This is a genomic window from Methylobacterium sp. Leaf111, assembly GCF_001423285.1.
In the GTDB taxonomy this organism is placed as follows: Bacteria; Pseudomonadota; Alphaproteobacteria; order Rhizobiales; family Beijerinckiaceae; genus Methylobacterium.
In genome coordinates this window covers 151,944-177,006 of sequence record NZ_LMNE01000034.1, presented here as the reverse complement: position 1 = coordinate 177,006, position 25,063 = coordinate 151,944, and the positions used below count along the sequence as shown (strand labels likewise).

The window sequence follows — 25,063 nt, the reverse complement described above, 5'->3', positions numbered from 1 at the left end:
GGGGAGCCGATCATCGCGGATCTGGCCAAGATGCCCCACCTGCTGGTGGCCGGCACCACGGGCTCGGGCAAGTCCGTGGCCATCAACACCATGATCCTGTCGCTCCTCTACCGGATGAAGCCGGAGGAGTGCCGCCTGATCATGGTCGACCCGAAGATGCTGGAGCTCTCCGTCTACGACGGCATCCCGCACCTGCTCTCCCCCGTCGTCACGGACCCGAAGAAGGCGGTGATCGCCCTCAAATGGGCCGTGCGCGAGATGGAGGAGCGCTACAAGAAGATGTCGAAGGTCGGTGTGCGCAACATCGACGGCTTCAACGCACGCCTCGCCGAGGCGCGCGGGCGCGGCGAGATCCTGACCCGGACCGTGCAGACGGGCTTCGACCGGCAGACCGGAGAGGCCGTCTACGAGACGGAGGAGATGGACCTGTCGGCGCTGCCCTACATCGTGATCGTGGTCGACGAGATGGCCGACCTGATGATGGTGGCGGGCAAGGNAGGCCGTCTACGAGACGGAGGAGATGGACCTGTCGGCGCTGCCCTACATCGTGATCGTGGTCGACGAGATGGCCGACCTGATGATGGTGGCGGGCAAGGACATCGAGGGGGCGATCCAGCGCCTGGCGCAGATGGCGCGGGCGGCGGGCATCCACCTGATCATGGCGACCCAGCGTCCCTCGGTCGACGTGATCACGGGCACGATCAAGGCCAACTTCCCGACCCGGATCTCCTTCCAGGTGACGAGCAAGATCGACAGCCGCACGATCCTGGGCGAGATGGGCGCCGAGCAGCTGCTGGGCCAGGGCGACATGCTCTTCATGGCCGGCGGCGGGCGCACGACGCGCGTGCACGGGCCGTTCTGCTCGGATGCGGAGGTCGAGAGCGTGGTCGCCCACCTCAAGCGCCAGGGCCGACCCTCCTACCTCGAGGCCGTCACGGCGGAGGAGGACGGAGCGTCGGGCGGAAAGGGATGCGGGGAGCCGCCCGCGGCGCGGGACCGCCGGTCAGGTTGCCNCGCGTGCACGGGCCGTTCTGCTCGGATGCGGAGGTCGAGAGCGTGGTCGCCCACCTCAAGCGCCAGGGCCGACCCTCCTACCTCGAGGCCGTCACGGCGGAGGAGGACGGAGCGTCGGGCGGAAAGGGCGGCGCGGACGAGATCGAGGTGGACGGCGCGGTCTTCGACCAGGGCAGCTTCGGCGAGGCCGGCGGCGACCTGTATGACCAGGCCGTGCAGGTGGTGCTGCGGGACAAGAAGGCCTCGACCTCCTACATCCAGCGTCGGCTGCAGATCGGCTACAACCGCGCCGCCTCCCTGATGGAGAAGATGGAGATCGAGGGCATCGTCGGTCCGGCCAACCATGCCGGCAAGCGCGAGATCCTGATCGAGGCGGATTCCCACCACGGCTGAGGCGCTCGGCGGCGCCCGACCTACGGCACGCTCCCGAACCGGTAGGTCGTGGTCGCCCGGAAGGGCGCGTCCGGCCGCAGGACGGTGCTGGGAAAGGCCGGGTGGTTCGGCGCGTCGGGAAACCCTTGCGCCTCGAAGCAGACGGCGTCGCCCGCGCGGTAGAGGCCGCCGCCCGAACCCGTCACCGTCCCGTCGAGCATGTTGGCGGTGTAGAGCTGCAGCCCCGGCCGCGTCGTCGCCACGGTGAGGCAGCGTCCGCTCTCCGGATCGACCGCCTGCGCCACCACGCGAAGAGTCCCTTCGCCGCCGAGCACGTAGGTGTGGTCGTAGCCGTGGGCCAGGGCGAGCTGCGGGTGCGCCGTCCGGATGCGGGCTCCGAGGGCCGTCGGTGTCCGGAAGTCGAAGGGCGTCCCGGCCACGGGCAGGATCGCGCCCGTGGGAATCTGCTCGGCATCGGTCTCCAGCACCGCGTCCGCCGCGAGGGTGACGACGTGCCCGAGGGCGCTGCCCGCGCCCTCGCCGGCAAGGTTGACGTAGCTGTGGTTGGTCAGGTTGAGGATCGTCGGCCGGTCGGTGACGGCGACGTAGTCGATCGCCAGCGTGCCGTCGTCGTCCAGGCGGTAGGTCACGACGACGTCGAGATTGCCCGGGAAGCCCTGCTCGCCATCGGGGGATCGGTAGGCCAGGGTCAGGCTGGCCGCGTCGGCGGCTTCGACCCGCCAGATCCGCCGGTCGAAACCCTCCGGCCCGCCATGCATGGTGTTGCGGCCCGCGTTCCGGGGCAGCTGGTACGCCGCTCCGTCGAGGCGGAAGCGGCCGCCGGCGATGCGGTTGGCGTAGCGTCCGATGATCGCGCCGAAATGCGCGTCGCTCGCCGCGTAGCCCGCGAGGTCGGCGGCCCCGAGGACGACGTTCGCCACGCGGCCCCTTCGGTCCGGCACGTCGATCCGGCTGACGATGCCGCCGTAATCGAGCACCTGCACCCGCAGGTCGCCCCGCGCGAGGCTGTGGCGCATCACGGCCGCGCCGTCCGCCGTGGTTCCGAATGGCTCTGTCCGCATCGACGTCCGAGTCCCGCTCCGGCCGGCTCAACGCGCGGCGGGCGGATCGGTCCCGTCAGGCCGGCACGGCCGCGTCCTCGACGTCGCCGGAGAGCTGCATCCGATGGAGCCGGGCATAGGCATCGCCCGCCGCCACCAGCGCCTCGTGGCGCCCGGTCTCGACGATCCGCCCGGCCTCCATGACGACGATGCAGTCGGCATCGCGCACGGTGGAGAGCCGGTGCGCGATGACCAGGGTGGTGCGGCCCCGCATCAGGCGCAGGAGCGCGTCCTGGACGAGGCGCTCGGACTCGGAATCGAGGGCGCTCGTCGCCTCGTCGAGGAGCAGGATCGGGGCGTCCTTGAGGAAGGCGCGGGCGAGCGAGATGCGCTGGCGCTCGCCCCCCGAGAGCCGTCCGCCCGCGGGACCGACGGGGAAATCGTAGCCCTCCGGCAGGCGGCTGATAAAGCCGTGCGCCGCCGCCGCCTCGGCCGCCGCCTCGATCTCGGCGCGGGTCGCCCCCGGCCGGCCGAAGCCGATATTGACCGCGATGGTGTCGTCGAACAGGACCACGTCCTGCGAGACCACGGCCACCGCCGCGCGCAGGGAGGCGAGGGAGACGGTGCGGATGTCCTGCCCGTCGATGCACACCGCGCCCTCGGTCACGTCGTAGAGGCGCGGCACGAGGTTGAGCAGGGAGGACTTGCCCGAGCCCGAACGCCCGACCAGGGCCACCGTCGCCCCGGCCGGAACGGTGAGGTCGATCCCCTCCAGGGCCGGCGCGTCGGCGCGGTAACGGAACTGCACGTCGCTGAAGCGAATCCCGCCCCCCGCCACCTGGAGCGGGCGCGCCCCCGGCACGTCGCGGATCTGCGGCGCCTCGTCCATGAGGGCGAAGTAGCGCTGGAGCGCGGCCCCGGCTTCCTGAAGGATCGCGTTGAGGGTGCCCAGCGTGCGGATCGGCTGCGAGGCCAGGAGCAGCGCAGTGACGTAGCCGGTGAAGTCGCCGACCGTGCGGTCGCCCGAGGTCACGCGCTGGCCGACCAGGGCCAGCACCGCCGCCACCGCGAAGCCGCCGCCGATCTCGAGGAGCGGGTCGAGGCGCCCGCGGGCATTGGCGGCCTTCATCTTGAGGCGGCGCACCTCGTCGAAGGCCCCCTTCGCCCGGCCCTTCAGGTAGCCTTCGAGCGCGTAGGTCTTGGCGATGCGGGCGCCCTGCAGGCTCTCGGTGATGAGGCTCGCCGTGAGGCCCATCCGCTCCTGCGTCGCGGTGGAGACGCGGCGCAGCTTCCTGCCGACCCGGCCGATTGGGCCGGCGACGAAGGGCACCACCACGCCCGCCACCAGGGTGAGGACCGGATCCATCCAGACCAGGGCCGCCACCAGGGCGATCAGCATGGCGATGTCGCGCAGGAGCACCGTGGAGATGCGGGTCAGAGCCTCCTTGATGAAGGCGAAATCCGTGGTGAAGCGCTGCGTGAAGGCCGCCGGGCTCTCGCGGCCGAGCTGGGCGAGGTCGGATTCGATGAGGTGCCCGTAGAGGGCGGCCTGCATGTCGGCCTCGACCCGGGTGACGACCCGGTTGGTCAAGACGTTCTGGCCGAACAGCGCGAAGCCGCGGATCGACGTGATGGCGATGACGATCACCGGGCCGTAGGCGAGAGCGGCCATGTCCTTGCGGTCGAAGGCGTCGAAGGCGAGCTTGATCAGGGTCGGGTACAGGCCGGTCGCCGCGCCCACGATGGCGATGAGCACCAGAACCACCGCGAGGGTCGCCCGGTGCGGACGCAGCCATTCCCGCCAGACCCGGCCGAGGAGGGGCAGGATGTCGCCCTTGGGAAGCGCCCGTCGCGCCATCTGATCCGCTCTTTCCGTGTCGTGCCCGTCCGCCGGCACGCGGGCCGCGACTGCGGGGGTGTTTGCGTCCGCCCGCCGGCGAGATCAAGCGAAAGCCATTGGGGGCGCGCTCCGCCGTCCGGCTAGGAAATGTGATAATGTTACAGTAGAGCGGGGGAGCTTACCGAAAGGATCGTCCCCGATGCCGTTCCGGCTCCTGTCCTCGCGCCTGCGCTTCCGTCTACCTGCCGCCCTCGTGTTCCTGCTCGGCCTGCTCGGTCCGGTCTCGGCGGCGGAGACGAAGCTGCGGGCCGTCGCGACCTTCTCGATCCTGGCCGACCTGGTGGCCCAGGTCGGCGGGGACCATGTCGCCGTGACCTCCCTGGTGCAGCCGAACGCCGACGCCCACGGCTACGCGCCGGCGCCGAGCGACGCCCGGACCCTGGCGGATGCCAACCTCGTCGTGGTCAACGGCCTCGGGCTGGAGGGATGGATCGACCGGCTGATCAAGGCCTCCGGCACCAAGGCGCCCGTCGTCGTCGCCTCCGCCGGGGTCAAGCCGATCGAGGCCGAGGATGACGGACACGGGCATGGCGGACCTGGGCAGGCGCATGGCCACCACGACGATCCCCATGCCTGGCAGAGCATCGCCAACGCGCGAATCTACGTCGGCAACATCCGGGATGCCCTGGTGCGGATCGACCCGGACCATGCCGCGGCCTATACCGACAACGCCAAGGCGTATCTCGCCAGCCTCGACGCCCTGGAGGCCGAGGTCCGGACGGGGATCGCCGCGATCCCGAAGGCCCAACGCCGGATCATCACGACCCATGACGCCTTCGGCTACTTCACCGCCGCCTACGGCCTGACCTTCATCGCCCCGCAGGGCGTGTCCACCGACAGCGAGGCGAGCCCCCGGGACGTCGCCCGGATCATTCGCCAGATCCGCCAGGAGAAGATCCCGGCCGTCTTCCTTGAGAACATCAGCGATCCGCGCCTGATGCAGCAGATCGCCCGCGAGAGCGGCGCCGTGATCGGGGGCAAGGTCTTCTCCGACGCCCTGTCGGGGCCGGACGGGCCGGCGCCGACCTACGTGGCGATGATGCGCCACAACCTCACGGCTTTCACGGCGGCCCTGGGCAGGCGCTGAGCAGGGCGCCCCAGCCGCCGGTCATCGGCCGTAAGGGCTGAGGCCCGAGCCTCAGCCCCCTGTCATGGGGGGAAAGAACGCGATCTCGGAGGCGCCGGCGATCGGTGCGTCCGGCTTTGCGTGGACTCGGTCGATCGCCGCGCGGACGATGCCGGTGGTCTCGAAGGCGTAGGCGTATTCCTCGCCCCGGCCACGCAGCCAGTCGACGAGGTCCGCGACCGTGACGATTCCTTTGGGGAGGTCGACATTCTCCTCGGCCTTGCCGACGCGCTCGCGCACCCAGGCGAAATACACGAGCTTCATCGCGTGGTGTCCCTCAGCGTGGGTCGTCGATGACGTGCTTGATGCCGGCGCGCAGGTAGTCCCAGCCGGTATAGAGCGTCAGCGCGGCAGCGATCCAGAGGAGGACGGTTCCCGCTCGGATCGTGCCGGGCAGGATCGTTTCCCCGGCCGGGCCGGCGACGAGGAAGCCGATGGCGATCAGCTGTACGGTCGTCTTCCACTTGGCGACCTTGCTCACCGGAACGCCGACCTTCAGCTCGGCCAGGTACTCGCGCAGGCCCGAGACCAGAATCTCCCGACACAGGATCACGATGGCGGCCCAGAGGGTCCAGCCCACGATGGTGTTGTCCGCGGCCAGCATGAGGAGGCAGGCGGCCACCAGGAGCTTGTCGGCGATGGGATCGAGCATCCGCCCGAGGGCCGAACTCTGGTCGTAGGTCCGCGCCACGTAGCCGTCAAGATAATCGGTGATCGCCGCCAGGATGTAGACCGCCAGGGCGCCGAAGCGCGCGCCCGGCTCGGTGGGCCAGTACAGCAGCGCGACGACGACCGGCACCGCCACGAGCCGCCCGTAGGTCAGGCAGTTCGCGAGCGTCCAGGCTGGCGACCGGCGGCGGGTGAGGACGGGATTCATCGCAGGCGTGAAACCATGTGCGGCGGTGGGGGTCAACCGCCCGGACGCGCCGATCTCGTCACGCATGGGTGTGAAAGAAGTCGTAGACGGCGCGGGCCGTAGCGGCGTTGACCCCCGGGGTCTTCGCCAGGTCCTCGAACGCCGCGCGCTGGATCGCCTTCACGGTGCCGAAGTGGTGCAGCAGCGCGCGCTTGCGGCTGGGGCCGATTCCCGCGATCTCGTCGAGGGGGTTCTTCACCATCTCGCGCTTGCGCTTGGCCCGGTGGCTGCCGATGGCGAAGCGGTGCGCCTCGTCGCGCAGGCGCTGGACGAAGTAGAGGGTCGGGTCGCGCGGCGGCAGCTTGAAGGGGGGGCGGCCGGGCACGAAGAACGTCTCGCGCCCCGCGTCGCGGTCCCGGCCCTTGGCGATGCCCACCAGGGCGACCTCGGTGACGCCGATCTCCTCCAGGGCGGTGCGGGCGGCGTCCAGCTGCCCCTTGCCGCCGTCGATGAGCACGAGGTCGGGCCAGGCCGGCAGGGTGTCGCTCTCCGGGGGCGCCTCCGGGACGGGGACCTCGGCGCCGCCTTCGCTGGCGGCGATCGCGGCCTCCCGGGCGGTGCGCGGGTTCTCCTTGACGAGGCGCTTGAAGCGCCGCTGCAGCACCTCGCGCATCATCCCGTAATCGTCGCCCGGGGTCAGTTCCTCCGACTTGATGTTGAAGGTGCGGTAATGCTGCTTGGCGAAGCCCGTCGGCCCGGCCACGATCATGCCGCCGACGGCGTTCGTGCCCATGATGTGCGAGTTGTCGTAGACCTCGATCCGCCGGGGCGTGCCGGAAAGCCCGAACGACTGCCCGAGGGCGGCGAGCAGCTTGCCCTGGGATGCGGTGTCGGCGAGGCGCCGGCCCAGGGCCTCCTTGGCATTGCGCTGCGCGTATTCGACGAGGTTCTTGCGCTCGCCCCGCTGGGGCTGGTGGATCTCGACCCGGTAATCCGTGCGGCTCGACAGGGCGGCGGCCAGGAGCTCCGCATCCTCGATGGCGTGCGAGACCAGGACGCTGCGCGGCGCCGGCTTGTCGTCGTAGAACTGCCCGATGAACGAGGCCAGGACCTCGTCCGGCGTCATGGTGCGGTCGGCCTTGGGGAAGTAGGCGCGGTTGCCCCAGTTCTGGAAGTTGCGGAAGAAGAACACCTCGATGCAGAACTGGCCCGCCTGCTCGTCTAGGGCGAAGACGTCGGCCTCCTCGACGCCCTGGGTGTTCACCCCTTGCGTCCCCTGGATCGCCGACAGGGCCGCGATGCGGTCGCGGAACCGCGCCGCCCGCTCGAATTCCATCTTCTCCGAGGCGTCCTGCATCTCCTCGCGCATGCGGTCCTTCACGGCGTTCGACTTGCCCGCCAGGAAGCTCTTCGCGCTGTCGGCGAGCGCGCGATAATCGTCGAGGTCGATCTCGCCGGTGCAGGGGCCGGAGCAGCGCTTGATCTGGTAGAGCAGGCAGGGCCGGGTGCGGTTCTCGTAGTAGCTGTCCGTGCAGGTGCGCAGGAGGAAGGCGCGCTGCAGGGCGTTCACCGTGCGGTTCACCGCCCAGACGCTGGCGAAGGGGCCGTAATAGCTGCCCTTCCGGCGCCGGGCGCCGCGATGCTTGATGATCTGCGGCGCTTCCGAATCCGCCGTGACGAGGATGTAGGGAAACGACTTGTCGTCCCGCATCAGCACGTTGAAGCGGGGCTTCAGCTGCTTGATGAGGTTGGCCTCAAGGAGCAGCGCCTCGGTCTCGGTGGCGGTGGTGACGAACTCCATCGCCGCCGTCTGCGAGATCATGCGGGCGATGCGGTTGGAATGCGCCTGGCCCCGGGCATAGGAGCCGACCCGCGCCTTCAGGTTCTTGGCCTTGCCGACGTAGAGGACGTCGCCCTTCTCGTCGAACATCCGGTAGACGCCGGGCGAGGTCGGCAGGGTCGTCCAGAACCTCCGGATCACCTCGGTGCCGGCCTTGACCGCGCCCTCCTCGAAATCGAAGTCGATCTCGGGGGCGTCGTCGGCCTGTGCGAGGTCCTGCGCCTCCTCGGAGGCGTCCTCCCGGAAGCCGTCCTGCGGGAAGCCGTCCTGATCGTCGAAGCCGTCAGGCGGCAGATCGTTCGAGGCGGGGTCTTTCGCGGGCGCGCGGCTCATGCCGCTGACTTAAGCCTCGGGGGAAGGCGAGGGAAGGGGCGACGGAGGAGGCGCGCCGGGCGACCCGGCCCCGTCGCCTCAATCGAACAGCGCGTCGATGTCGCCCTGGTCGACGTGGCCGATATCGTCGGCGAGCTTCGGCCCGTTGAGGAGCGAGCTCTCGTCGTCGATGTCCACCTTGGCGGGATGGGCGCCCAGCAGCTCGCTGAAGGTGTCGAGGCCGCCCCAGGCCTCGATCATCCGGTCGAGGTGTTCCTCGATGAACTTCAGCACGCCCACGATCTTGTTGATGCGCTGGCCGGTGAGGTCCTGAAAGTTGCAGGCTTCGAAGGCGACCACGACGCGGTCGAGGATCGCGTCGATGTTCTCGCGTCCCGCCATGGTGGTGGTCATGGCGCGCAGCATGCTGGCGTTGGTCTCGATCTCCTCGATCGCGCCCAGGATCGTGCTGGTGGCGCGCTCGGTGGAGTCGACGACGGCATCGAGCTCGCCCGCCACGCGGCGCATGCCCTTGCCGGTGTTCTCGGAACGGTAGAGCGTCGCGATCTCCTGCTTGGTGCGGGTGATCGCATCCTTCATGATGTCGAGCTCGGAGCGCATGGCGAAGGCTTCGTTCAGCTCCTTCCGGCACGCCTCGATGGTCTCCACCGTGCTGGTCTGCGTGACCTTGCGCAGGTCCTGGATCGCGGACAGGATCTCGTCCAGGCGCTTGTTGTTCAAGGTGACCGCCTCCGACGAGACGGCGGATTCCATCGCCACGGGGGCGCTCGCGAGGCCGAGACTGTCTTCGATGCGGTAACGTTTGAGAGTCATCGGTCGCGATCAGCCAACAAGAGTGAAGCCGGGTCATCCTGCGCCCAACTGATTGCGATTTCTTGAACGTCACAACTCATCGGCAACCTTTACGGCGCGTTCACGCTGAATCCATTCCCCTGTTCGCCGCCGCGTCGGCCTGAACGATTCACCATGTTCCTTCACCGGGTGTCCGCCCCGGACCGCGATCCTGGCCCCGTGTCGCCCCCCTGAGCGGGGTCGATCGGGCTTGGAGCGTTGACGAGCATGCGGTTCGATTGGTGCGTGGCCATCGCCTGCCTGACGGCGGGATTGGCGGGGCAGGGGAGTGGGGCGCAGGCGCAGGGCGCGCCGCGGCCGGGCGCCTATGGCGGCGGCTTCCTCGAACTCCTGATGAGCGATCGGCCGGGCGCGCAGGCGCCACGGGCCATGGCGGAGCGCCCGATCCCCGGCCGGCGCCTGCCGGAGGAGCGCGCGGAGGCGCGCGCGCCGGCGGCCTATGCCGCCGCCGTGCCGCGCCAGCTGCATTCGGGCGATCGGGTTCCCCCGGAGCCGGAATGGGAGCCGCAGGCGCAGATCGCGCCGCAGCGCGTCCCGGTCCGCCTCGCCGCCCTGCCGACGGCGCCGGCGCGGGAACCGGCGGTCGAGAGCATCGCCCGTGCCCCGGATGCCCGCTACGCGCGGCAGGTGGTCGCCTTCGACGGGCCGCAGCGTCCCGGCACCATCGTGGTCGATACGCCGGGGAAGGTTCTCTATCTGGTGCAGCCCGGGCACCAGGCGATCCGCTACGGCATCGGCGTCGGCCGACCGGGCTTCGCCTGGTCGGGCCTGAAGACGATCAGCCAGAAGCGGGAATGGCCGGACTGGACGCCGCCCCAGGAGATGATCCGCCGCCGTCCGGACCTGCCGCGCCACATGGCCGGCGGCCCCGGTAATCCGCTCGGCGCCCGGGCTCTCTATCTCGGCTCGTCGCTCTATCGGATCCACGGCACCAACGAGCCGCACACGATCGGGCAGAACGTCTCGTCCGGCTGCATCCGCATGATGAACGAGGATGTCATCGATCTCTACGAGCGTACGCCGGTCGGCACGCGCGTCGAGGTCCTCTGAAGTCCGAGCCCCGAAGATCTGACCCCTGGAGAAGACCTGATCCCTGAAACGGAAGAGCCGGCGCCTGTTCGAGGCGCCGGCTCTTCGTCATCCTGGATCAGACCCAGTCGTCGTCCCCGCCGCCGCCGAGGTCGCCCCCGAAATCGCCGCCGGAATCCTCCGTGAAGGACGCATCCTGAAGGTCGTTGCCGCCGCCGAGGGCCGAGCCGAGATCCTCGTTGCCGCTGCCGCCGAAGAAGTTGTTCTCGGTGATGTTCGGGGTGCCGCCGAGACCGGCCGCCGCCGCGCTGCCGAGCTGGGAATGGCCGCCCGCGAAGGCGTTGGAGAGGGCGCTGCCGAGGAGCATGCCACCGGCGGCACCCGCCGCCATGGGCAGCGCCGTCGCCATGAAGCCGCCGCCGCGCGCCGGCGCCGCCTGCTGGCCGGCCCAGGGGCCTCCCTGCTGCGGACCGCCGTAGCCCGGCTGCTGCCCGTAGCCGGGCTGCGGCTGACCATAGCCCGGCTGCTGCGGCTGTCCGTAGCCCGGTTGGCCGCCCTGGTTGCCCCAGGCGCCGCCCTGGCGTGGCGGCTCGGGCTGGCGGGCGGAGGAGCCGCCGCCGAAGATGCTGGACAGGAAGCCGCCGCCGCCCTGGGGCTGCTGCTGGCCCGCACGGCGCAGCTGCTCCAGCTGCTCGTTCAGGCTCTTGATCGCCTCTTCCTGCACGTAGATGAGCTGCGCCATGGCGTAGGGCGCGTAGGGCTGTGCCCGGATCTTGTCGGCAATGAAGCGCTCGGCTTCCGCGTCACGGGGCTGGCTCGAAGCCTGCTCCAGGCGCTGGAAAATGCCGCCGATGACGTCGCGTTCTTCGCTGTTCATGGAGTCGTCCTCCTGGGGCAAGCCGGCGGGTGACCACCCGCACGGGCCGGTCAGAGATGGGGGTGCCGCCGGCCTTTGTCAGGGGTTCAACGCAAACTTTGCCGTCCCGGATGCATGCGCCGAATCCGAATCTGCGCAGAACGCGGAAAAGCCCGGCCTTGCGGACCGGGCTTTCCTGTCGAGGCGCGCCCCGCGAGGGGCGCGACCGGAGCGGATCCTAGTAGGAGCCGAACTTGTAGTTCAGGCCGGCGCGGACGACGGCGAACTCGGTGTCGCGCACCTGGCGGCCGCCGCTGGCGAGCACGACGCCCGGGCTGGTGACGCTGACTTCCTGGCCGGCATTGTTGACGGCGAAGACACCGTTGTTGCGGTTGCCGCGGTCGAGGTTCACGTACAGACCTTCGATCTTCAGCGTGACGGCCGAGGACTTGAAGAAGTTCAGGAACGAGTCGGTGGGGAGCGCGTACTCGATACCGCCGCCGGCAGCCCAGCCGGTCTGGAAGTCGTCACGGCTGCGGTTGGTCAGACCGAAGTCGCGACCGCCGCCCGAACCGTAGGCGAAGCCGCCGGTGCCGTACACGAGGGTGCGGTCGAAGGCGTAGCCGAGGCGACCGCGGACGGTGCCGAAGTAGTCGAGGCCCGAGACGCCGGCCGGGTTGAACACCTGCTGGGCGGCCAGCGGGCCGGTGGCCGAGAAGCGGTTCCGCTCACGACCGAAGTCGACGTACTGGGCGTCGGCCTCGACACCGATCACGACACCGGAGCCCGGGGTGAACTGGTAGTTGTAGCCGACCTGACCACCGCCGACGAAGCCGTCGTTGCTCTGGCCGTTGCTGAAGGCGATGGCGGCGGTGGTGCCCGGCAGGACCAGGGTGCTGGCGCCGTTCACGCCGATGACGGTCGGCTGGTTGTTGCTGGAAGCGTCGAAGCCGTAACCGGCGTTGAAACCGGCGTAGAAGCCGGTCCAGGTGAACACCGGCACCGGCACGAACACCGGCGGGGGAGCCTGACGACGCGGAAGGTCGGCGGCGAAGGCAGAGCCGGCGATCGCGATGCCGGCGAGCGCGGTGGCGCTGCGAAGGAAGGATTTCATGATCTGGTCCTCTAACCGTTACGCACCGGCGCCACTCTTACGGGTGGCGTCCGCTGCAGTTCCCCGTCTTTAAGCCAGCAGCGTGCGAGAAGCTGTTGCGTTACGATCACGCCAGCCGCAGCGAACGCGGCCCCTTTGTGGCGGTACTCGTCTTATTCTCACCCGCTCCGTGAACAACGAACGCGCATCAATGGCCAAGGTTCGCGTACGGCCACGCTTTTTTCCTCACCCCTCTTTGACAAAGTGTCGCAGGGGCTGGGCAGCCTATGGGGACAGCGCGATCGCGGAGATCAGGCGGCCATAATCCCCTTCGCCGCGATGGGTGGTCCGGCGATAGCTGTAGAATCGGTCGGGATCCGCGTAGGTGCAGCACCCGAGATCGCTCGCCCGGGTGACCCCAGCCTGCGCGAGGCGCGCCAGGATGAAGCCCGGCAGGTCGAACTGAGCATGAGCCTCCCGTGCTCCGGGACCGAGGAAGCGCTCGAAGCCGGGGGCGTCCGCCCGGAATCGTGCGATGAAGTCGGGCCCGACCTCGTAGGAGGCCTGCGCGATCGTCGGGCCGAGGACCGCGACGATGCGGTCGCGCGCGGCGCCGAGGCCCTCCATCGCCGCGAGGGTCCGGTCGATCACGCCGCCCAGGGCGCCCTTCCAGCCCGCATGCGCCGCCCCCACGACGCGGTTCTCCGGATCGGCGAACAGGATCGGCCCGCAATCGGCCGTGGCGATCCCGAGGGCGAGGCCGGGGACCCGTGTCACCATCCCGTCGGCCTTGGGGCGATCGGCCGGGGCGATCGGACCCTCCACCACCACCACGTCGGGCGAGTGGACCTGGTACAGGCTGACGAGGGCGTCCGCCGGGACGTCCAGGTGACGGCTCATGCGGCGGCGGTTCTCGCCCACGTGGTCGGGCGCATCGTTCGAGCCGAGGCCGCCGTTGAGCGCGGCGTAGATGCCCTCCGAGACGCCGCCGCGCCGGGTGAAGAAGGCGTGCCGAATGCCCGGGAGGCCGGCGAGATGCGGGGACTCGAGGGCTTCGGGATGTTCGCGCGTCATAGGCACTCCGATCCTTGAGGAGGACGTCGTTTCTGGACAGGGACTGCGTGGGCACGGCCTTCGCGACGGCGAGGTCTGCGTGCGGGGCCTCCAGAGACCCCGGCGACACCCTGACGTCGCGGCTCTTTACGGTTCGTTAAGCATGTTTTGATCGGATGCGTCTCAAGAGTCGAGGATCAGCCGATGTCCGAAGCAGCCCGTCACCCCGCCCCGTACGAAACGGCAACCCGTCCGCAGCCCGGTCCGCTGCGCGATTGGCTGGCGGCGATGAAAGCCGCGACCCATCCGGCGGGCGCCGAGCCGCAGCCGACCGTCGCTCCGGCTCCGCTGGCGGACGAGGCCCGGGCCGCCGAGCCGACCAAGACCTGGACGCCGCGGGTCGTGACGCCGGCCCCCGCCCCGGCGGAGGCCGCCGAGGGCGACCTCTCGGACCTCATGGCCGAGAACATCATGCTGAAGGCCAAGCTCAAGGTCGAGAACGACCGCTACGACGCGCTCCAGGGCGTCATCGCCCGCGAGCTGCGCAACCTGCGCGCCCATGTCGAAGCCGAGATGCAGGAGTTCGAAGAGGCGCGCCGCGAGCGCGACCGGCTCAGCGCGTCCCAGGGCGAACTCGAGAAGGAGGTCCGCGACCTCCGGGCCAGGAGCGCGGACGAGGCCGCGCAGCTCTCAGAGATGCGCAGCGAGCGCGACCTCTGGGCCGCCCGGGCCGAGGCGCTGGCGCAGCCCATCTTCCAGAAGCGCAACGGCCTCTGAGGCCTGCGCCCCCACCCTGAAACAGCGAAGGGCCGCCCCGTGAGGGGCGGCCCTTCCATTGCCGAACCGCTCTTGTCCGGCCGGAACTCTCACGTTCGCGTCGAGCGCTAGAAGGCTGCGCCGGAGGCGACGGTCCAGGTCCGGGTGGCCGGGGTGAGCGGCTGATGACAATGAGACACTGGATCACCTCCTTTCGTTCGTTGCGGGTGAGCCGAAGTTAGTCAGCCCCTTTCGGTTTGAAAAGGCCTGCGCCCGCGCCCATCCGCCGCTCCCCTGGGTAAGGGTCCCCGAAGCCGCAGGGGTCGGCTGGTCTCGGCCCCGCCGGCGGTCTAAAGGTTCCGGCCTTCCCCTCGCGCGGCGCGGCACCGACCTCGTGTCCGCGCCCACCGGCCACGGACCCGCTCCCCTCCATGTCCACAGCCCTGCGGATGCCGGCGCCCGACGAGGCGGCGCTCGACCCGGACGCCATGCGCCAGCCCTTGCCCGACGCCTGGTACTGCGTCGGCCGGTCCGAGTCCCTGAAGGCGGGAGCCCTGCGCGCCGTGGAGCTCAACGGCGAGCAGATCGTCCTGGGCCGCGAGGCCTCCGGCGCCCCCTTCGCCCTGCGCGACCGCTGTCCCCATCGCGGCATGGCCCTGTCGAAGGGCCGCTTCGACGGCGGCGAACTGACCTGTCCGTTCCACGGCTGGCGCTTCGGCACCGACGGGCGCTGCCGCGACGTGCCGACCCTCTCGGCCTCGGACACGGCCGATTTCACGCGCATCGCGGTGCAGCGCTTTCCCATCCGCGAGAGCGCGGGCTTCGCCTGGGTCAATCCGTATCTCGGGCCGGAGACCGGCTCGCCCCCGGCGGCGCTGCCGGACCTCGGCTTCACGGCGGCCGGCTCCCTGGTGGTCGAACTCGTGGTCGAGGCCTCCTTCGACCTGACGACGCTCAGTCTCGTCGATCCCGGCCACGTCGCCTTCGTGCACGATTCCTTGTGGTTCCGGCCCTCGAAGGAGCTGCGGGAGAAGGTGAAGACCTTCACGCCGACCCCGCACGGCTTCACCATGACGAGCCACGCCACCACGACGAGCTCGCCGGTCTACCGGCTCCTGGGCGGCGTGCCCGCGGTGGAGATCGAGTTCCGCCTGCCGGGGGTGCGGCTGGAGCGGATCGAGGCCGGGACGAAGCGGGTGGCGAACTACACCTTCGCCACGCCCCTGACCCAGAACCGGACGATGCTCACCAACGCCCTCTACTGGAACATGCCGGCGCTGAATCTCCTCAAGCCCGTGGCGCGGCCGCTGATGCGCCAGTTCCTCACCCAGGACCAGCAGGTGCTCCAGCACGCCCAGGCCGGCCTCGACCGCAAGCCCACCATGGTGCTGTTCGGCCAGGGCGACCTGCCGTCCCAATGGTATTTCCGCCTCAAGCGCGAGGCCCTGCAGGCGGCCCGGGAGGGGCGGCCCTTCGCCAATCCCCTGGCCACGCAGGAGCTGCGCTGGCGCTCGTGATCGGCCGGCACCCGCGCATCGACCTGCGATGCGTGGCCGCGGCGCTTGATCGGCGCGCCGCAGCCGCCATCTCGGATCCATGAAACGGCACAGTCTGATCAAGGCGTTGAGCGCCGCCACGGTGATGACGCTCGGCGGGGTCGGCTATGCCGCCCACAAGCGCGGGCGCAATCCCTACTATCGCGGGCCGCGCAGCGACCATTTCGACGGGGTCCGCTTCCACAGCCCGGACCAGCCGCCGGACAAGACCCTCGGCGACATCGCCCGCTGGCGCTCCCGGCGCGGGGTCGACAGCCCCCTGCGCCAGGCCTGGCCGGCCTTCCACCCGAGCCCCTACGCCGCCGAGGTGCCGCCGGAGCGGGTCTCTGGCCTGCGCGTCACCCTGATCGGGCATGCGAGCTACCTGTTCCAGGTCGCCGGCCGCAACATCTTGGTGGATCCCGTCTATGCCCGCCGGGCGAGCCCGGTGGCATTCGCCGGCCCCAAGCGGGTAAACCCGCCGGGGATCGCCTTCGCCGACCTGCCCCCGATCGACGCGGTTCTGATCACCCACAACCACTACGACCATCTCGACGGGGCGACGGTCGCGCGGATCTGGCAGGCGCATCAGCCGCTGGTCCTGGCGCCGCTCGGCAACGAGGCGATCCTGCGCGCCTACGACGACACCATGCACGTGGAGACCCGCGACTGGGGCGAGTCGGTGGATCTCGGCGGCGGCCTGACCCTCCACGTCACACCCGCCCATCACTGGTCGGCCCGCGGCCTCAACGACCGGCGCATGGCCCTGTGGTGCTCCTTCGTCCTCACGACCCCGGCGGGCGTGCATTACCATTCGGGCGACACGGGCCTCCGCGACGGGGCGACCTTCCGGGAAGCCCGCGCCCGCTTCGGGCCGCCGCGCCTCGCCACCCTGCCGATCGGGGCCTACGAGCCGCGCTGGTTCATGAAGGACCAGCACATGGACCCGGGCGAGGCCGTCGCGGCGGGGCTGCTCCTCGGGGCCGACCAGATGCTCGGCCACCACTGGGGGACCTTCCAGCTCACCGACGAGGGCATCGAGCAGCCGGTGGACGCCTTGGCGGAAGCCTGCGCCGCGCAGGGCCTCGCCCCGGAGCGCTTCCTCGCCATGCGGCCGGGCCAGGTCTGGGAAGCCTGACGCGGTTTGGAATCTCCGACGCGGCTGGGCACTCCGTGACGGCGCCTTGGGGAGACGAAGGGCGCCGGCCATCCCGTGACGGGCGCCCCACCAGCCGGCCCGGTCCACAGGCGCAACGCACCCCGGGGCAGGTCCGGGACCCTCCGGCGCCGCCGGGCCGCGTCTGCGGTCCGGCCGGCGACCCGACCTACAGAATGAACCGGCTCAGATCCGCGTTCGCCGCCAGGCTCTCCACCCGCGACCGGACGTAGGCGGCGTCGATCGGCACGGTCTCGCCCGACCGGTCGGTGGCTGTGAAGGAGATCTCGTCGATGACGCGCTCCAGCACGGTCTGGAGCCGGCGGGCGCCGATGTTCTCCACCGAGTTGTTCACGTCCACGGCGACGCGGGCCAGGGCGTCCACCGCGTCCTCGCTGAATTCGAGGGTGACGCCCTCGGTCTGCATCAGCGCCACGGTCTGCTTCAGCAGGCTCGCCTCCGTCGAGGTCAGGATCTGGCGGAAATCCTCGACGGTGAGCGGCTGCAGCTCGACGCGGATCGGCAGGCGGCCCTGCAGCTCCGGCAGCAGGTCGGAGGGCTTCGAGACGTGGAAGGCGCCGCTGGCGATGAACAGGATGTGGTCGGTCTTCACCGGCCCGTGCTTCGTCGCCACGGTGGTGCCCTCGATCAGGGGCAGCAGGTCGCGCTGCACGCCCTCGCGCGAGACGTCGGCCGAGGAGCGGCCCTCGCGGGCGCAGATCTTGTCGATCTCGTCGAGGAAGACGATGCCGTTGTCCTCGACCTCGCGGATCGCCTCCTGCGTCAGGGATTCGGCGTCGACCAGCTTGTCGGATTCCTCCGCCAGCAGGGGGGCGTAGGCGTCCGTCACCGTCATCCGGCGCGGCTTGCCCTTCTGGCCGCCGAGGGCCTTGCCCAGCATGTCGCCGAGATTCACCGCGCCCATGGACGCGCCCGGCATGCCGGGGATGTCGAACATCGGCAGGCCGCCCGGCGCCCCGCCGGAGAGCTCGAGTTCGACCTCCTTGTCGTCGAGCTCGCCCGCCCGCAGCTTCTTGCGGAAGCTGTCGCGGGTGGCCTGGCCCGCGGTCGGGCCCACCAGGGCGTCGAGGATGCGGGCTTCCGCCGCCGCCTCGGCCTTGGCCTTCACCGAGCGGCGCTTCTCCTCGCGCTTGAGGCCGATGCCGACCTCCACGAGGTCGCGCACGATCTGCTCCACGTCGCGGCCGACATAGCCGACCTCGGTGAACTTGGTGGCCTCGATCTTAAGGAACGGCGCTCCGGCGAGGCGTGCGAGGCGGCGGGCGATCTCCGTCTTCCCGCAGCCCGTCGGCCCGATCATGAGGATGTTCTTCGGCGCGACCTCCTCGCGCAAGGGGCCGGTGAGCTGCTGCCGGCGCCAGCGGTTGCGCAGCGCGATGGCGACCGCGCGCTTGGCGTCGGCCTGCCCGACGATGAAGCGGTCGAGTTCCGAGACGATCTCGCGGGGAGAGAAGGTGGTCATCACGCTCCGATCGGATGCGGCAGCCGGGCTGCCAGGGGGCGGGGGATGGCGCGCAGCAGGGCGGCGCGCAACGGGTGCCACCCGGCGCTGAGCGCCAGGATGAAGGCCCCGAGGGTGAGGAGGCTCAGCGGGATCGTGCTGCCGGCGAACCCGGCCTCCCGGACCAGGGAGCCGAGGGCGATCCCGGCATAGACGAGGCCCGAGACCAGCAGCGCGCGCCGGTCCACCGCGAGCGCGATGCCCGCGAGGCCGAGCACGATCGCCAGCACGCCGAGGGTCGCGGCCTGTCCGCCGCCGGCCGTCAGGGTGCCGAGGATCGGATGCACGATCAGGGGGGCGGCCAGGAGATGCAGCCAGAAGGCGATGTCGGTGCGCCGGGTGACGCGGGCCGGGTCGGACAGGTCGAAGCGCATCGCCAGGGCGAAGACACCGAGGCCAGCGGCGATGAACAGGGCGTTGCGCGCCGCCAGGGTCAGGTCCGGCGCCACGACGAGCAGGAGGCCGAGCAGCACGGCGCAGAGGGCGGCCGCGCCCGCCGCCACGGTGATCGGCACGGCGAAGCGTCGGTAATGCAGGGTCACCAGCCCGAGGGTCGCCAGCCCGCTGCCGATCAGCGGGCCTGGGCCCAGGCGGTCGGTCGCCATCAGGTCGAACAGGGTCGGCCAGCTCGCCCCTGTCGTCCCCGCGCCGGCGAGTCCGAAGGCCGCCGACGACTGCACCGCGAGGGCGAAGAGGACCAGCAGAACGATGCTGGGCAGAGCCATGCGGCGCCGGCGGGTGAAGAATTCGGCGAGCCCCCAGGCGAGGGCGGCGATCAGGGCGTAGCCGGGCGCAGGGCCGAGGGCCGACAGGCCGAAATGCGCGCAGGCGCCGAGGAACAAGAACAGCCCGAGGGTGACGAAGATGTCGGCGAAGCCCGAGACGAAGCGCAGGCGCTCGTCGTCGCGCGGCGCGTCGAGGCCGGTGTCCGGCCCCGGGTTCACCCGCGCCAGGCGATCGAGGGAGGCGGCCTGGATCTCGGTGATGATGCCCTCGGCCACGGCGCGGCGGAGGTGGTCGGCGGTGATCACGACGGAACCTCGCGGTGGGTCGCCCCGCACAGGGCGAGGGCGATGCCGCGTCGGGCGGGACAGGGGGCTGGGCGACGCACGTCCCCGACTTAAGCGCGCCGCCCCGCCCTTTCCAGACGGTCCCGTGTCTCAGGCGGCGCGGATCGACCCCACGAAGTGCGTGACCTCGCCGTCGAGAGCGCTGGAGCGGCGGGCGAGCTCCGCCGCCGAGGCGAGAACCTGCGTCGCCCCGGCGCCCACCTCCACCGCCGCGCCCTGGACCTCGGCCATCGTCTCGGTGACGTCATGGGTGCCGCGGGCGGCGTCGCTGACGCTGCGGGCGATCTCCTGCGTGGCGACCTGCTGCTCCTCCACCGCCGCCGCGACGCCGAGGGCGATGCTGTGCACGCTGCCGATGGTCGTGCCGATCTCGCGGATCGCCTCGACGGTCTCGCGGGTGGCGGCCTGGATCATGCCGATCTGCGCCGTGATCTCGTCGGTGGCCTTGGCGGTCTGGGCCGCGAGGGTCTTCACCTCGGTGGCGACCACGGCGAAGCCCCGGCCCGCCTCGCCGGCCCGCGCCGCCTCGATCGTGGCGTTGAGCGCCAGCAGGTTGGTCTGGCCGGCGATGTTCGAGATCAGGGCGACGACGTCGCCGATGCGGGCGGCGCCCTCGGCGAGGGCCTCGACGCGGGCGTTGGTCTGGCGGCTGCTCTCGACGGCATTGGCCGCTGCCGCCGAGGTCTGGCCGACCTGCTGCCCGATCTCGTTGGCGGTGGCGGCGAGTTCCTCCGTGGCGGCGGCCACGGCCTGGACGTTCTGCGCCGTCTCCTGGGCGGCGCGCATCACCGCGGCCGATTGCCGGTTGGTGCGCTCGGCCTGGGCCGACATCGAGCGGGCGGTCTCCTCCATGGCGGCGGCGGCATCGGAGAGGTCGCCCACGAGGGCGCCCACGCTGCCCTGGAAGCGGTCGGCCAGCTCGGTCCGCTCGGTGCGGCGGCGGGTCGAGGCGAGCCCGGCGGCCTCGTCCTGCGTCGCCCGCAGGGTCTCGGCCTCCCGCATGGAGCGGGCGAAGACCTGCATGCTGGCCCAGATGGCGCCGATCTCGTCGCGCCCCGGCTTGACGGCCGGCAGGTCGAGCTGGCCCTCCGACAGACGCCGGATCGCCGCGGCGACCCGGGCGAGGGGCGCGGCGATCTGCCGGTGCCCGATCAGGATGCCGAGCACGAGGCTCGCCAGGGTGCCGCCGGCCGCCAGGGCGATCAGCAGGGTCAGGCGGCTGTCGTAGAGGGCGTCGGTCGCGGCATCGATGGCGGTGACCTGGGCCTGGCCGCCGGCCACCAGGGCGTCGATGGAATCCTGGAAGGCCTGTCGGTTGGCGCGGTTGGCCTCGTTGAAGCCGAGATCCGCCGCCGCCTTCGGGGCGACCGCGGTTCCCGCCCGGGCGATCTCCTGGCGCAGGCTGGTGAAGGTGGCGGCCCCCTGCACGACCCGCTCGAACTGCGCGCGCTCCGCCTCGGGCACCCGCCGGCCCAGGGCGGCGAGGAGGTCGTTCATCGCCGTCAGGTTCTGCCGCATCCGGTCGGCGTATTTCTGCGCGTCGGCCGTGTCCTTGGCGGCGTAGACGCCGCGGGATTCGAGGACGACGTTGCTCACGAGCCGGTTGACGTTGGCCGCGTCGAGGGCCCGGCGGGCCGCCTGCCGGGACTCGACCATCGCGGCGTTGAAGGCCGAAAGGGTGCCGATCCCGACGCCCGCGACCACCAGGGTGATCGCCCCGCAGGCCAGGACGAACATCAGTATCTTCGCCTTGATCGTCATGTCCGAGATCCCGTCACGAGCTTTCATTCAAGCTCGTAAGCAGTGTCTCGAAAACTTCGGTTAACGGATCGGAGCTCGGTCAGCTTTCAGACGTTTCCAAGGTCTCGATCACGAGGCTGTCATTCGTGTAGACGCAGATCTCGGCGGCGATCCGCATGGCCCGGCGAACGATCTCTTCTGCGTCATGACTGCTGTCTTCGAGGGCGCGGGCAGCCGACAGGGCGTAGTTCCCGCCCGAGCCGATCGCCATCACGCCGCTTTCCGGCTCCAGCACGTCGCCCGCGCCCGAGAGCAGCAGGCTGACCTCCTTGTCGGCCACCAGCATCATCGCCTCCAGGCGGCGCAGGTAGCGGTCGGTGCGCCAGTCCTTGGTCAGCTCGACGCAGGCCCGGGTCAGCTGCCCCGGATACTGTTCGAGCTTGGCCTCCAGCCGTTCGAACAGCGTGAAGGCGTCGGCGGTGGCTCCCGCGAAGCCGCCGATCACCGTGCCCTTGGCCAGGCGCCGGACCTTGCGGGCATTGCCCTTGACGATGGTCTGGCCGAGGCTGACCTGCCCGTCGCCGCCGATCACCACCCGGCCGCCCTTGCGGACCATGAGGATCGTGGTGGCGTGCATCTGCGGCGGACCGCTCGCTTCGGAATGGGACAAGACAGGCTCCGGTTCGGGTGGGAGAACCGCTCACGTAGGTGCTCACGGGGTTCGCTCCAAGCGCCGCCGGGGTCTCGGCCTATCCGGGATAGCGCGGAAAGGCCGGCAGCGCGTCGAACCGGCCGAACCATTCGGGCGCGTCCGCGACCTGGATGCGGATCGACGGGGGCAGGGCGTCGGGATCGTCCAGGGTCGCGGTGTGGAGGTCGACCTGGCCCGGGAAGACCGCCGCGTTGCGGTAGAACAGGTTGGTGCCGCAGGTCCCGCAGAATTCGCGGAGCACGCCGGGCGAGGATTCGTAGGCGGTCGGGGTGCCGGTGATCGTGATCCGCTCGTCCGAGAACAGCGCGAACCCCACCGCGGGTGCACCCGCGGACCGCCGGCAATCGGTGCAGTGGCACAGGGCGCCGTGGCTCGGCTCGCCCGCGGCCACGTATTGGATGGCGCCGCAGCGGCATCGTCCGGTCAAGGCCATGCGAATCTCTTCCCCCCGCGCACGCCTCCGTTGTCCCTGAGGGGCCGGCAACGCGCAAGCCGCCGGGGGCCACGCAAGCCCCCCTAGACCACGACGGTGATCCGCTTCGCCGCCCGGGTCAGGCCGGTATAGAGCCAGCGCGCCCGGTGCTCGCGGAAGGCGAAGGACTCGTCGAACAGCACGACGTCGTCCCATTGCGAGCCCTGCGCCTTGTGGACCGTGAGGGCGTAGCCGTAGGTGAACTCGTCGGTCTCGCGCTTCAGGAAGGCCGGGATCTCCTCCTCGGAGCCCGACATCACGGCCTTGAGGACCTTGATGTCCACCGGGCGGCGGCGCAGGGCCGGGTCGTCCTCGGGCACGACGTCGAGGCGCACCGTGTCGGAGCGCGGTGACGAACGCTGCGCATGCACCGTCCAGGTGGAGCCGTTGAGGAGGCCCTTGGTCCGGTCGTTGCGCAGGCAGACGAGCTTCTCGCCCACCGCCGGCATCGGGTCGGTGTGGCCGGCGAGCTCCCGCAGGCGGTTGTTGTAGAGCCGCCGGGTCTTGTTCATGCCCACCAGCACCTGGTCGGCCTGCAGCACCACGGCCGGGTCGATGGACCGGCGCGAGACGATGCGGCTCTCGCCGTAGTCGCCGAGGGTGAGGCGCCCGCCTTCGCGTACCGTCATCGCCATGCGGACGATGGGGTCGTCGGCCGCCTGCCGGTGGACGTCGGTGAGCATCACGTCGGGCTCGGCCTCGGTGAAGAAGCCGCCCCCGCGCACCGGCGGCAACTGCGCCGGGTCGCCGAGCACCAGCACCGGCCGGTCGAAGGAGAGGAGGTCGTTGCCCAGATCCGAATCGACCATCGAGCACTCGTCGATGACGATGAGCTCGGCCTTCGAGACCGGCCCGGTGCGGTTCAGGGTGAAGGCCGGGCCGCCGTCCTCGGTCTCCTTGGTGCGGTAGATCAGGCTGTGGATCGTCGCGGCGTCGTGGCAGCCCTTCTGGCGCATCACCGAGGCGGCCTTGCCCGTGAAGGCGCCGAACACCACCGTGCCCTCGACGTCGTCGGCGATGCGCCGGGCGAGGGTGGTCTTGCCGGTGCCGGCGTAGCCGAAGAGGCGGAAGACCTGCTGGCCGCCGGACTTGCGCCAGTCGGAAATCGCCTTCAGGGCCGCGTCCTGCTGCGGGGCGAAGCGGGTCGGCAGGGGGGCATCGGCCATCAGAGCACCGAGGGCCGCTGCAGGTCGAAGAGGTCGGTACCGCGCGCGGCGAACAGGTCCTCCAGGGCATCGCCCCCGGATTCCTGCGCGAAGGCGTACTCGGCCTCCGAGATCGGCACCGCCTGGAGGAAGGCCAGCGCCGCGTCTGCGGTGGCCGGTGTCTCCAGCCGGGCCTCGAACAGGGCCGGCGGCACGAACAGGACGTGCGCGAGGCTCGCCGAGAGGCCCGTGAGCAGGCCGGGAAAGACGATACCGGGGGCCAGGAACCAGCGCCCGTCGATGACTTGGAAGGCGCAGGCCGCCACCATCCGCGCCACGTCCGGGTCGGTGCTCACGCCCAGGATCTCGCAGCGCCCGGGGAATTCGACGCCGTCCTGGTAGAGCGGGTGGTTGGCCAGGGTCACCGTGGCGCAGGCGGTGAGGCCGGGGCGCGGGGCGTCGCGGCAGGTTAGGATGTCGACGTGGCTGCGACCCGTCTCGTCGGCGTGCCGGGCGACGGAGGGCACGCCGCCCAGGGCCGCCGCCAGCATGCGCGCCACCGCCCGGTTGGTCTCGGTGATGTCCGCCGGAGGGGCGGCCGGAGCGCTCACGGCCAGCGCACCGTGGGGGGCAGCGACGACAGGATCGAGGCGACGTTGCCGCCGGTCTTCAGGCCGAAGATCGTGCCGCGGTCGTAGAGCAGGTTGAATTCCACGTAGCGTCCGCGCCGGACCTGCTGCTCCAGCCGGTCCTCCTCGGTCCAGGGCGTGGCCAGGTTGGCGCGCACGATGGCCGGGTAGGCCTTGAGGAAGGCCCCGCCCACGTCGCGGGTGAAGGCGAGGTCGGCCTTGGGGTCGCCGGTCCAGTGATAGTCGTAGAAGATCCCGCCGATACCGCGCGGCTCGTTGCGGTGCTTGAGGTGGAAGTACTCCTCGCACCAGGCCTTGTAGCGGGCGTAGTCGGCGGCGGGCGCGTGGGCGTCGCAGGCCTCCCGCATGGCCGCGTGGAAGGTCAGAGAATCCGGGTCGTCCTGGGTGCGGCGCCGGTCGAGCACGGGGGTCAGGTCGGCGCCGCCGCCGAACCACGTCTTCGTGGTCACCACGAAGCGGGTGTTCATGTGCACGGTCGGCACGTTCGGGTTCCAGGGATGCGCGATCAGCGAGATCCCGGTGGCGAAGAAGCGCGGGTCCTCGGCCGCCCCCGGCATCTGGGCGCGGAACTCCGGCGCGAACTCGCCGTGCACGGCCGAGACGTGGACGCCCGCCTTCTCGAAGACCCGGCCCTTGATCATCGCCATGGTGCCGCCGCCGCCGGGCGCGCCGGTGTGGTCGGTGCGCTGCCAGGGCGTCTTCACGAAGGTGCCGGGCTCGGCCGGGGCGTCGGGATGGAACGGCCCGGTCGCCTCCGCCTCGAGGGTTTCGAAAGCGGCGACGATCCGGTCGCGCAGGGTGGTGAACCAGGCCGTCGCCTCGGCCTTCACGGCGTCGCGCTCGGCCTCGGGCAGCGGGGGGACGGAGGATTCGGGCATGGTCATGCCGGGGGATGTCCCATCCCGCCGCCCGGCCGTCAA

The 25,063-nt window shown here is 70.8% G+C and carries 23 protein-coding genes and 2 pseudogenes; 8 read left to right on the top strand and 17 right to left on the bottom strand.

Going from position 1 to position 25,063, the window contains the following annotated elements; translation table 11 throughout:
* From ASF41_RS26195 to ASF41_RS25050, 3 genes and pseudogenes are all read left to right on the top strand, one after another.
* Positions 1-496, top strand: a pseudogene (locus ASF41_RS26195) (FtsK/SpoIIIE domain-containing protein); the annotation flags it as partial.
* 87 nt (positions 497-583) lie between these two features.
* Positions 584-1,013 (top strand): annotated as a pseudogene (locus ASF41_RS26190) (FtsK/SpoIIIE domain-containing protein); the annotation flags it as partial.
* A gap of 1 nt (position 1,014) precedes the next feature.
* Positions 1,015-1,407: DNA translocase FtsK (locus ASF41_RS25050; protein ID WP_277996195.1), on the top strand; the 393-nt coding region annotated here is incomplete at its 5' end.
* Between the two features lie 20 nt (positions 1,408-1,427).
* Here ASF41_RS25050 and ASF41_RS15930 read toward each other — a convergent pair.
* The gene (locus tag ASF41_RS15930; RefSeq protein ID WP_056494870.1) at positions 1,428-2,468 is read right to left on the bottom strand and encodes an aldose epimerase family protein; all 1,041 of its coding nucleotides are present in this window, start codon (positions 2,466-2,468) and stop codon (positions 1,428-1,430) included.
* Positions 2,469-2,523: 55 nt separating this feature from the next.
* Positions 2,524-4,305 carry an ABC transporter ATP-binding protein gene (locus ASF41_RS15925; RefSeq protein ID WP_056494867.1) on the bottom strand — a complete coding sequence of 594 codons (1,782 nt, stop codon included), beginning with the start codon at positions 4,303-4,305 and terminating at the stop codon, positions 2,524-2,526.
* 181 nt (positions 4,306-4,486) lie between these two features.
* On the opposite strand from ASF41_RS15925, the gene ASF41_RS15920 reads away from it, so the two are divergent.
* On the top strand, positions 4,487-5,434 hold the full coding sequence (locus tag ASF41_RS15920; RefSeq protein WP_056494865.1) for a metal ABC transporter substrate-binding protein: 948 nt from the start codon (positions 4,487-4,489) through the stop codon (positions 5,432-5,434).
* Positions 5,435-5,485: 51 nt separating this feature from the next.
* On the opposite strand, the gene moaD is transcribed toward ASF41_RS15920, so the two are convergent.
* The 4 genes from moaD to ASF41_RS15900 all read right to left on the bottom strand — a co-directional run bounded on the left by moaD (position 5,486) and on the right by ASF41_RS15900 (position 9,315).
* On the bottom strand, positions 5,486-5,737 hold the full coding sequence (gene moaD, locus ASF41_RS15915; RefSeq protein ID WP_056494862.1) for a molybdopterin converting factor subunit 1: 252 nt from the start codon (positions 5,735-5,737) through the stop codon (positions 5,486-5,488).
* A gap of 13 nt (positions 5,738-5,750) precedes the next feature.
* On the bottom strand, positions 5,751-6,350 hold the full coding sequence (gene pgsA / locus ASF41_RS15910; RefSeq protein WP_056212502.1) for a CDP-diacylglycerol--glycerol-3-phosphate 3-phosphatidyltransferase: 600 nt from the start codon (positions 6,348-6,350) through the stop codon (positions 5,751-5,753).
* A gap of 58 nt (positions 6,351-6,408) precedes the next feature.
* Positions 6,409-8,502 (bottom strand): excinuclease ABC subunit UvrC, encoded by a 2,094-nt coding sequence (gene uvrC, locus ASF41_RS15905; RefSeq protein ID WP_056494859.1) that lies wholly within the window; start codon positions 8,500-8,502, stop codon positions 6,409-6,411.
* A 78-nt stretch (positions 8,503-8,580) separates the two neighbouring features.
* Entirely contained in the window at positions 8,581-9,315 is a 735-nt protein-coding gene (locus ASF41_RS15900) for a chemotaxis protein (protein WP_056212498.1), read from the bottom strand.
* Positions 9,316-9,561: 246 nt separating this feature from the next.
* Here ASF41_RS15900 and ASF41_RS15895 point away from each other — a divergent pair, with 246 nt between their 5' ends.
* Positions 9,562-10,404, top strand: a complete 843-nt coding sequence (locus tag ASF41_RS15895) for a L,D-transpeptidase (protein ID WP_056494855.1) — start codon at positions 9,562-9,564, stop codon at positions 10,402-10,404.
* Positions 10,405-10,501: 97 nt separating this feature from the next.
* Here ASF41_RS15895 and ASF41_RS15890 read toward each other — a convergent pair whose 3' ends face one another.
* The 3 genes from ASF41_RS15890 to pgeF form a co-directional block, all read right to left on the bottom strand.
* Complete coding sequence (locus ASF41_RS15890) at positions 10,502-11,260, bottom strand: DUF2076 domain-containing protein (protein WP_056212494.1); 759 nt, start codon at positions 11,258-11,260, stop codon at positions 10,502-10,504.
* A 217-nt stretch (positions 11,261-11,477) separates the two neighbouring features.
* Entirely contained in the window at positions 11,478-12,353 is an 876-nt protein-coding gene (locus tag ASF41_RS15885; RefSeq protein WP_056494852.1) for an outer membrane protein, read from the bottom strand.
* Between the two features lie 264 nt (positions 12,354-12,617).
* Positions 12,618-13,406: a peptidoglycan editing factor PgeF gene (gene pgeF, locus ASF41_RS15880; RefSeq protein WP_056494850.1), complete on the bottom strand. Its 789-nt coding sequence runs from the start codon at positions 13,404-13,406 to the stop codon at positions 12,618-12,620.
* Between the two features lie 183 nt (positions 13,407-13,589).
* Here pgeF and ASF41_RS15875 point away from each other — a divergent pair, with 183 nt between their 5' ends.
* From ASF41_RS15875 to ASF41_RS15865, 3 genes are all read left to right on the top strand, one after another.
* Complete coding sequence (locus tag ASF41_RS15875) at positions 13,590-14,162, top strand: hypothetical protein (protein ID WP_082487640.1); 573 nt, start codon at positions 13,590-13,592, stop codon at positions 14,160-14,162.
* A gap of 410 nt (positions 14,163-14,572) precedes the next feature.
* Positions 14,573-15,658: an aromatic ring-hydroxylating dioxygenase subunit alpha gene (locus ASF41_RS15870; protein WP_056494847.1), complete on the top strand. Its 1,086-nt coding sequence runs from the start codon at positions 14,573-14,575 to the stop codon at positions 15,656-15,658.
* Positions 15,659-15,737: 79 nt separating this feature from the next.
* Positions 15,738-16,814, top strand: a complete 1,077-nt coding sequence (locus tag ASF41_RS15865; RefSeq protein WP_056494843.1) for an MBL fold metallo-hydrolase — start codon at positions 15,738-15,740, stop codon at positions 16,812-16,814.
* A 187-nt stretch (positions 16,815-17,001) separates the two neighbouring features.
* On the opposite strand, the gene hslU is transcribed toward ASF41_RS15865, so the two are convergent.
* The 8 genes from hslU to hemF all read right to left on the bottom strand — a co-directional run bounded on the left by hslU (position 17,002) and on the right by hemF (position 25,027).
* Entirely contained in the window at positions 17,002-18,315 is a 1,314-nt protein-coding gene (gene hslU, locus ASF41_RS15860) for an ATP-dependent protease ATPase subunit HslU (protein WP_056212486.1), read from the bottom strand.
* Positions 18,315-19,385, bottom strand: coding sequence for a hypothetical protein (locus ASF41_RS15855; protein WP_244479675.1), 1,071 nt, complete (start codon positions 19,383-19,385; stop codon positions 18,315-18,317). The genes hslU and ASF41_RS15855 overlap by 1 nt, the downstream gene beginning before the upstream one ends.
* A gap of 129 nt (positions 19,386-19,514) precedes the next feature.
* On the bottom strand, positions 19,515-21,185 hold the full coding sequence (locus tag ASF41_RS15850) for a methyl-accepting chemotaxis protein (RefSeq protein ID WP_056494838.1): 1,671 nt from the start codon (positions 21,183-21,185) through the stop codon (positions 19,515-19,517).
* Positions 21,186-21,264: 79 nt separating this feature from the next.
* Positions 21,265-21,801, bottom strand: coding sequence for an ATP-dependent protease subunit HslV (hslV, locus tag ASF41_RS15845; RefSeq protein WP_156389583.1), 537 nt, complete (start codon positions 21,799-21,801; stop codon positions 21,265-21,267).
* Positions 21,802-21,913: 112 nt separating this feature from the next.
* Positions 21,914-22,309 carry a GFA family protein gene (locus tag ASF41_RS15840; protein WP_056494835.1) on the bottom strand — a complete coding sequence of 132 codons (396 nt, stop codon included), beginning with the start codon at positions 22,307-22,309 and terminating at the stop codon, positions 21,914-21,916.
* Positions 22,310-22,392: 83 nt separating this feature from the next.
* Positions 22,393-23,514: an ATP-dependent RecD-like DNA helicase gene (locus ASF41_RS15835; protein WP_056270781.1), complete on the bottom strand. Its 1,122-nt coding sequence runs from the start codon at positions 23,512-23,514 to the stop codon at positions 22,393-22,395.
* The gene (locus tag ASF41_RS15830; protein ID WP_056270778.1) at positions 23,514-24,104 is read right to left on the bottom strand and encodes a suppressor of fused domain protein; all 591 of its coding nucleotides are present in this window, start codon (positions 24,102-24,104) and stop codon (positions 23,514-23,516) included. The genes ASF41_RS15835 and ASF41_RS15830 overlap by 1 nt, the downstream gene beginning before the upstream one ends.
* Positions 24,101-25,027 carry an oxygen-dependent coproporphyrinogen oxidase gene (gene hemF, locus ASF41_RS15825; protein ID WP_056212471.1) on the bottom strand — a complete coding sequence of 309 codons (927 nt, stop codon included), beginning with the start codon at positions 25,025-25,027 and terminating at the stop codon, positions 24,101-24,103. Before hemF ends, ASF41_RS15830 begins: the two co-directional genes overlap by 4 nt.
* Positions 25,028-25,063: the final 36 nt, after the last annotated feature.

Excerpts from the sequence above, each read along its gene's own strand:
- ASF41_RS15870 (WP_056494847.1), top strand. The coding sequence starts at position 14,573 with ATGTCCACAGCCCTGCGGATGCCGGCGCCCGACGAGGCGGCGCTCGAC.
- ASF41_RS15850 (WP_056494838.1), bottom strand. The coding sequence starts at position 21,185 with ATGACGATCAAGGCGAAGATACTGATGTTCGTCCTGGCCTGCGGGGCG.
- ASF41_RS15835 (WP_056270781.1), bottom strand. The coding sequence starts at position 23,514 with ATGGCCGATGCCCCCCTGCCGACCCGCTTCGCCCCGCAGCAGGACGCG.
- ASF41_RS15875 (WP_082487640.1), top strand. The coding sequence starts at position 13,590 with ATGTCCGAAGCAGCCCGTCACCCCGCCCCGTACGAAACGGCAACCCGT.
- pgsA (WP_056212502.1), bottom strand. The coding sequence starts at position 6,350 with ATGAATCCCGTCCTCACCCGCCGCCGGTCGCCAGCCTGGACGCTCGCG.
- ASF41_RS15900 (WP_056212498.1), bottom strand. The coding sequence starts at position 9,315 with ATGACTCTCAAACGTTACCGCATCGAAGACAGTCTCGGCCTCGCGAGC.
- hslU (WP_056212486.1), bottom strand. The coding sequence starts at position 18,315 with ATGACCACCTTCTCTCCCCGCGAGATCGTCTCGGAACTCGACCGCTTC.
- ASF41_RS15930 (WP_056494870.1), bottom strand. The coding sequence starts at position 2,468 with ATGCGGACAGAGCCATTCGGAACCACGGCGGACGGCGCGGCCGTGATG.
- ASF41_RS15925 (WP_056494867.1), bottom strand. The coding sequence starts at position 4,305 with ATGGCGCGACGGGCGCTTCCCAAGGGCGACATCCTGCCCCTCCTCGGC.
- ASF41_RS15885 (WP_056494852.1), bottom strand. The coding sequence starts at position 12,353 with ATGAAATCCTTCCTTCGCAGCGCCACCGCGCTCGCCGGCATCGCGATC.
- ASF41_RS15895 (WP_056494855.1), top strand. The coding sequence starts at position 9,562 with ATGCGGTTCGATTGGTGCGTGGCCATCGCCTGCCTGACGGCGGGATTG.
- pgeF (WP_056494850.1), bottom strand. The coding sequence starts at position 13,406 with ATGACGCGCGAACATCCCGAAGCCCTCGAGTCCCCGCATCTCGCCGGC.
- ASF41_RS15890 (WP_056212494.1), bottom strand. The coding sequence starts at position 11,260 with ATGAACAGCGAAGAACGCGACGTCATCGGCGGCATTTTCCAGCGCCTG.
- hslV (WP_156389583.1), bottom strand. The coding sequence starts at position 21,801 with ATGCACGCCACCACGATCCTCATGGTCCGCAAGGGCGGCCGGGTGGTG.
- uvrC (WP_056494859.1), bottom strand. The coding sequence starts at position 8,502 with ATGAGCCGCGCGCCCGCGAAAGACCCCGCCTCGAACGATCTGCCGCCT.
- moaD (WP_056494862.1), bottom strand. The coding sequence starts at position 5,737 with ATGAAGCTCGTGTATTTCGCCTGGGTGCGCGAGCGCGTCGGCAAGGCC.
- hemF (WP_056212471.1), bottom strand. The coding sequence starts at position 25,027 with ATGACCATGCCCGAATCCTCCGTCCCCCCGCTGCCCGAGGCCGAGCGC.
- ASF41_RS15865 (WP_056494843.1), top strand. The coding sequence starts at position 15,738 with ATGAAACGGCACAGTCTGATCAAGGCGTTGAGCGCCGCCACGGTGATG.
- ASF41_RS15920 (WP_056494865.1), top strand. The coding sequence starts at position 4,487 with ATGCCGTTCCGGCTCCTGTCCTCGCGCCTGCGCTTCCGTCTACCTGCC.
- ASF41_RS15840 (WP_056494835.1), bottom strand. The coding sequence starts at position 22,309 with ATGGCCTTGACCGGACGATGCCGCTGCGGCGCCATCCAATACGTGGCC.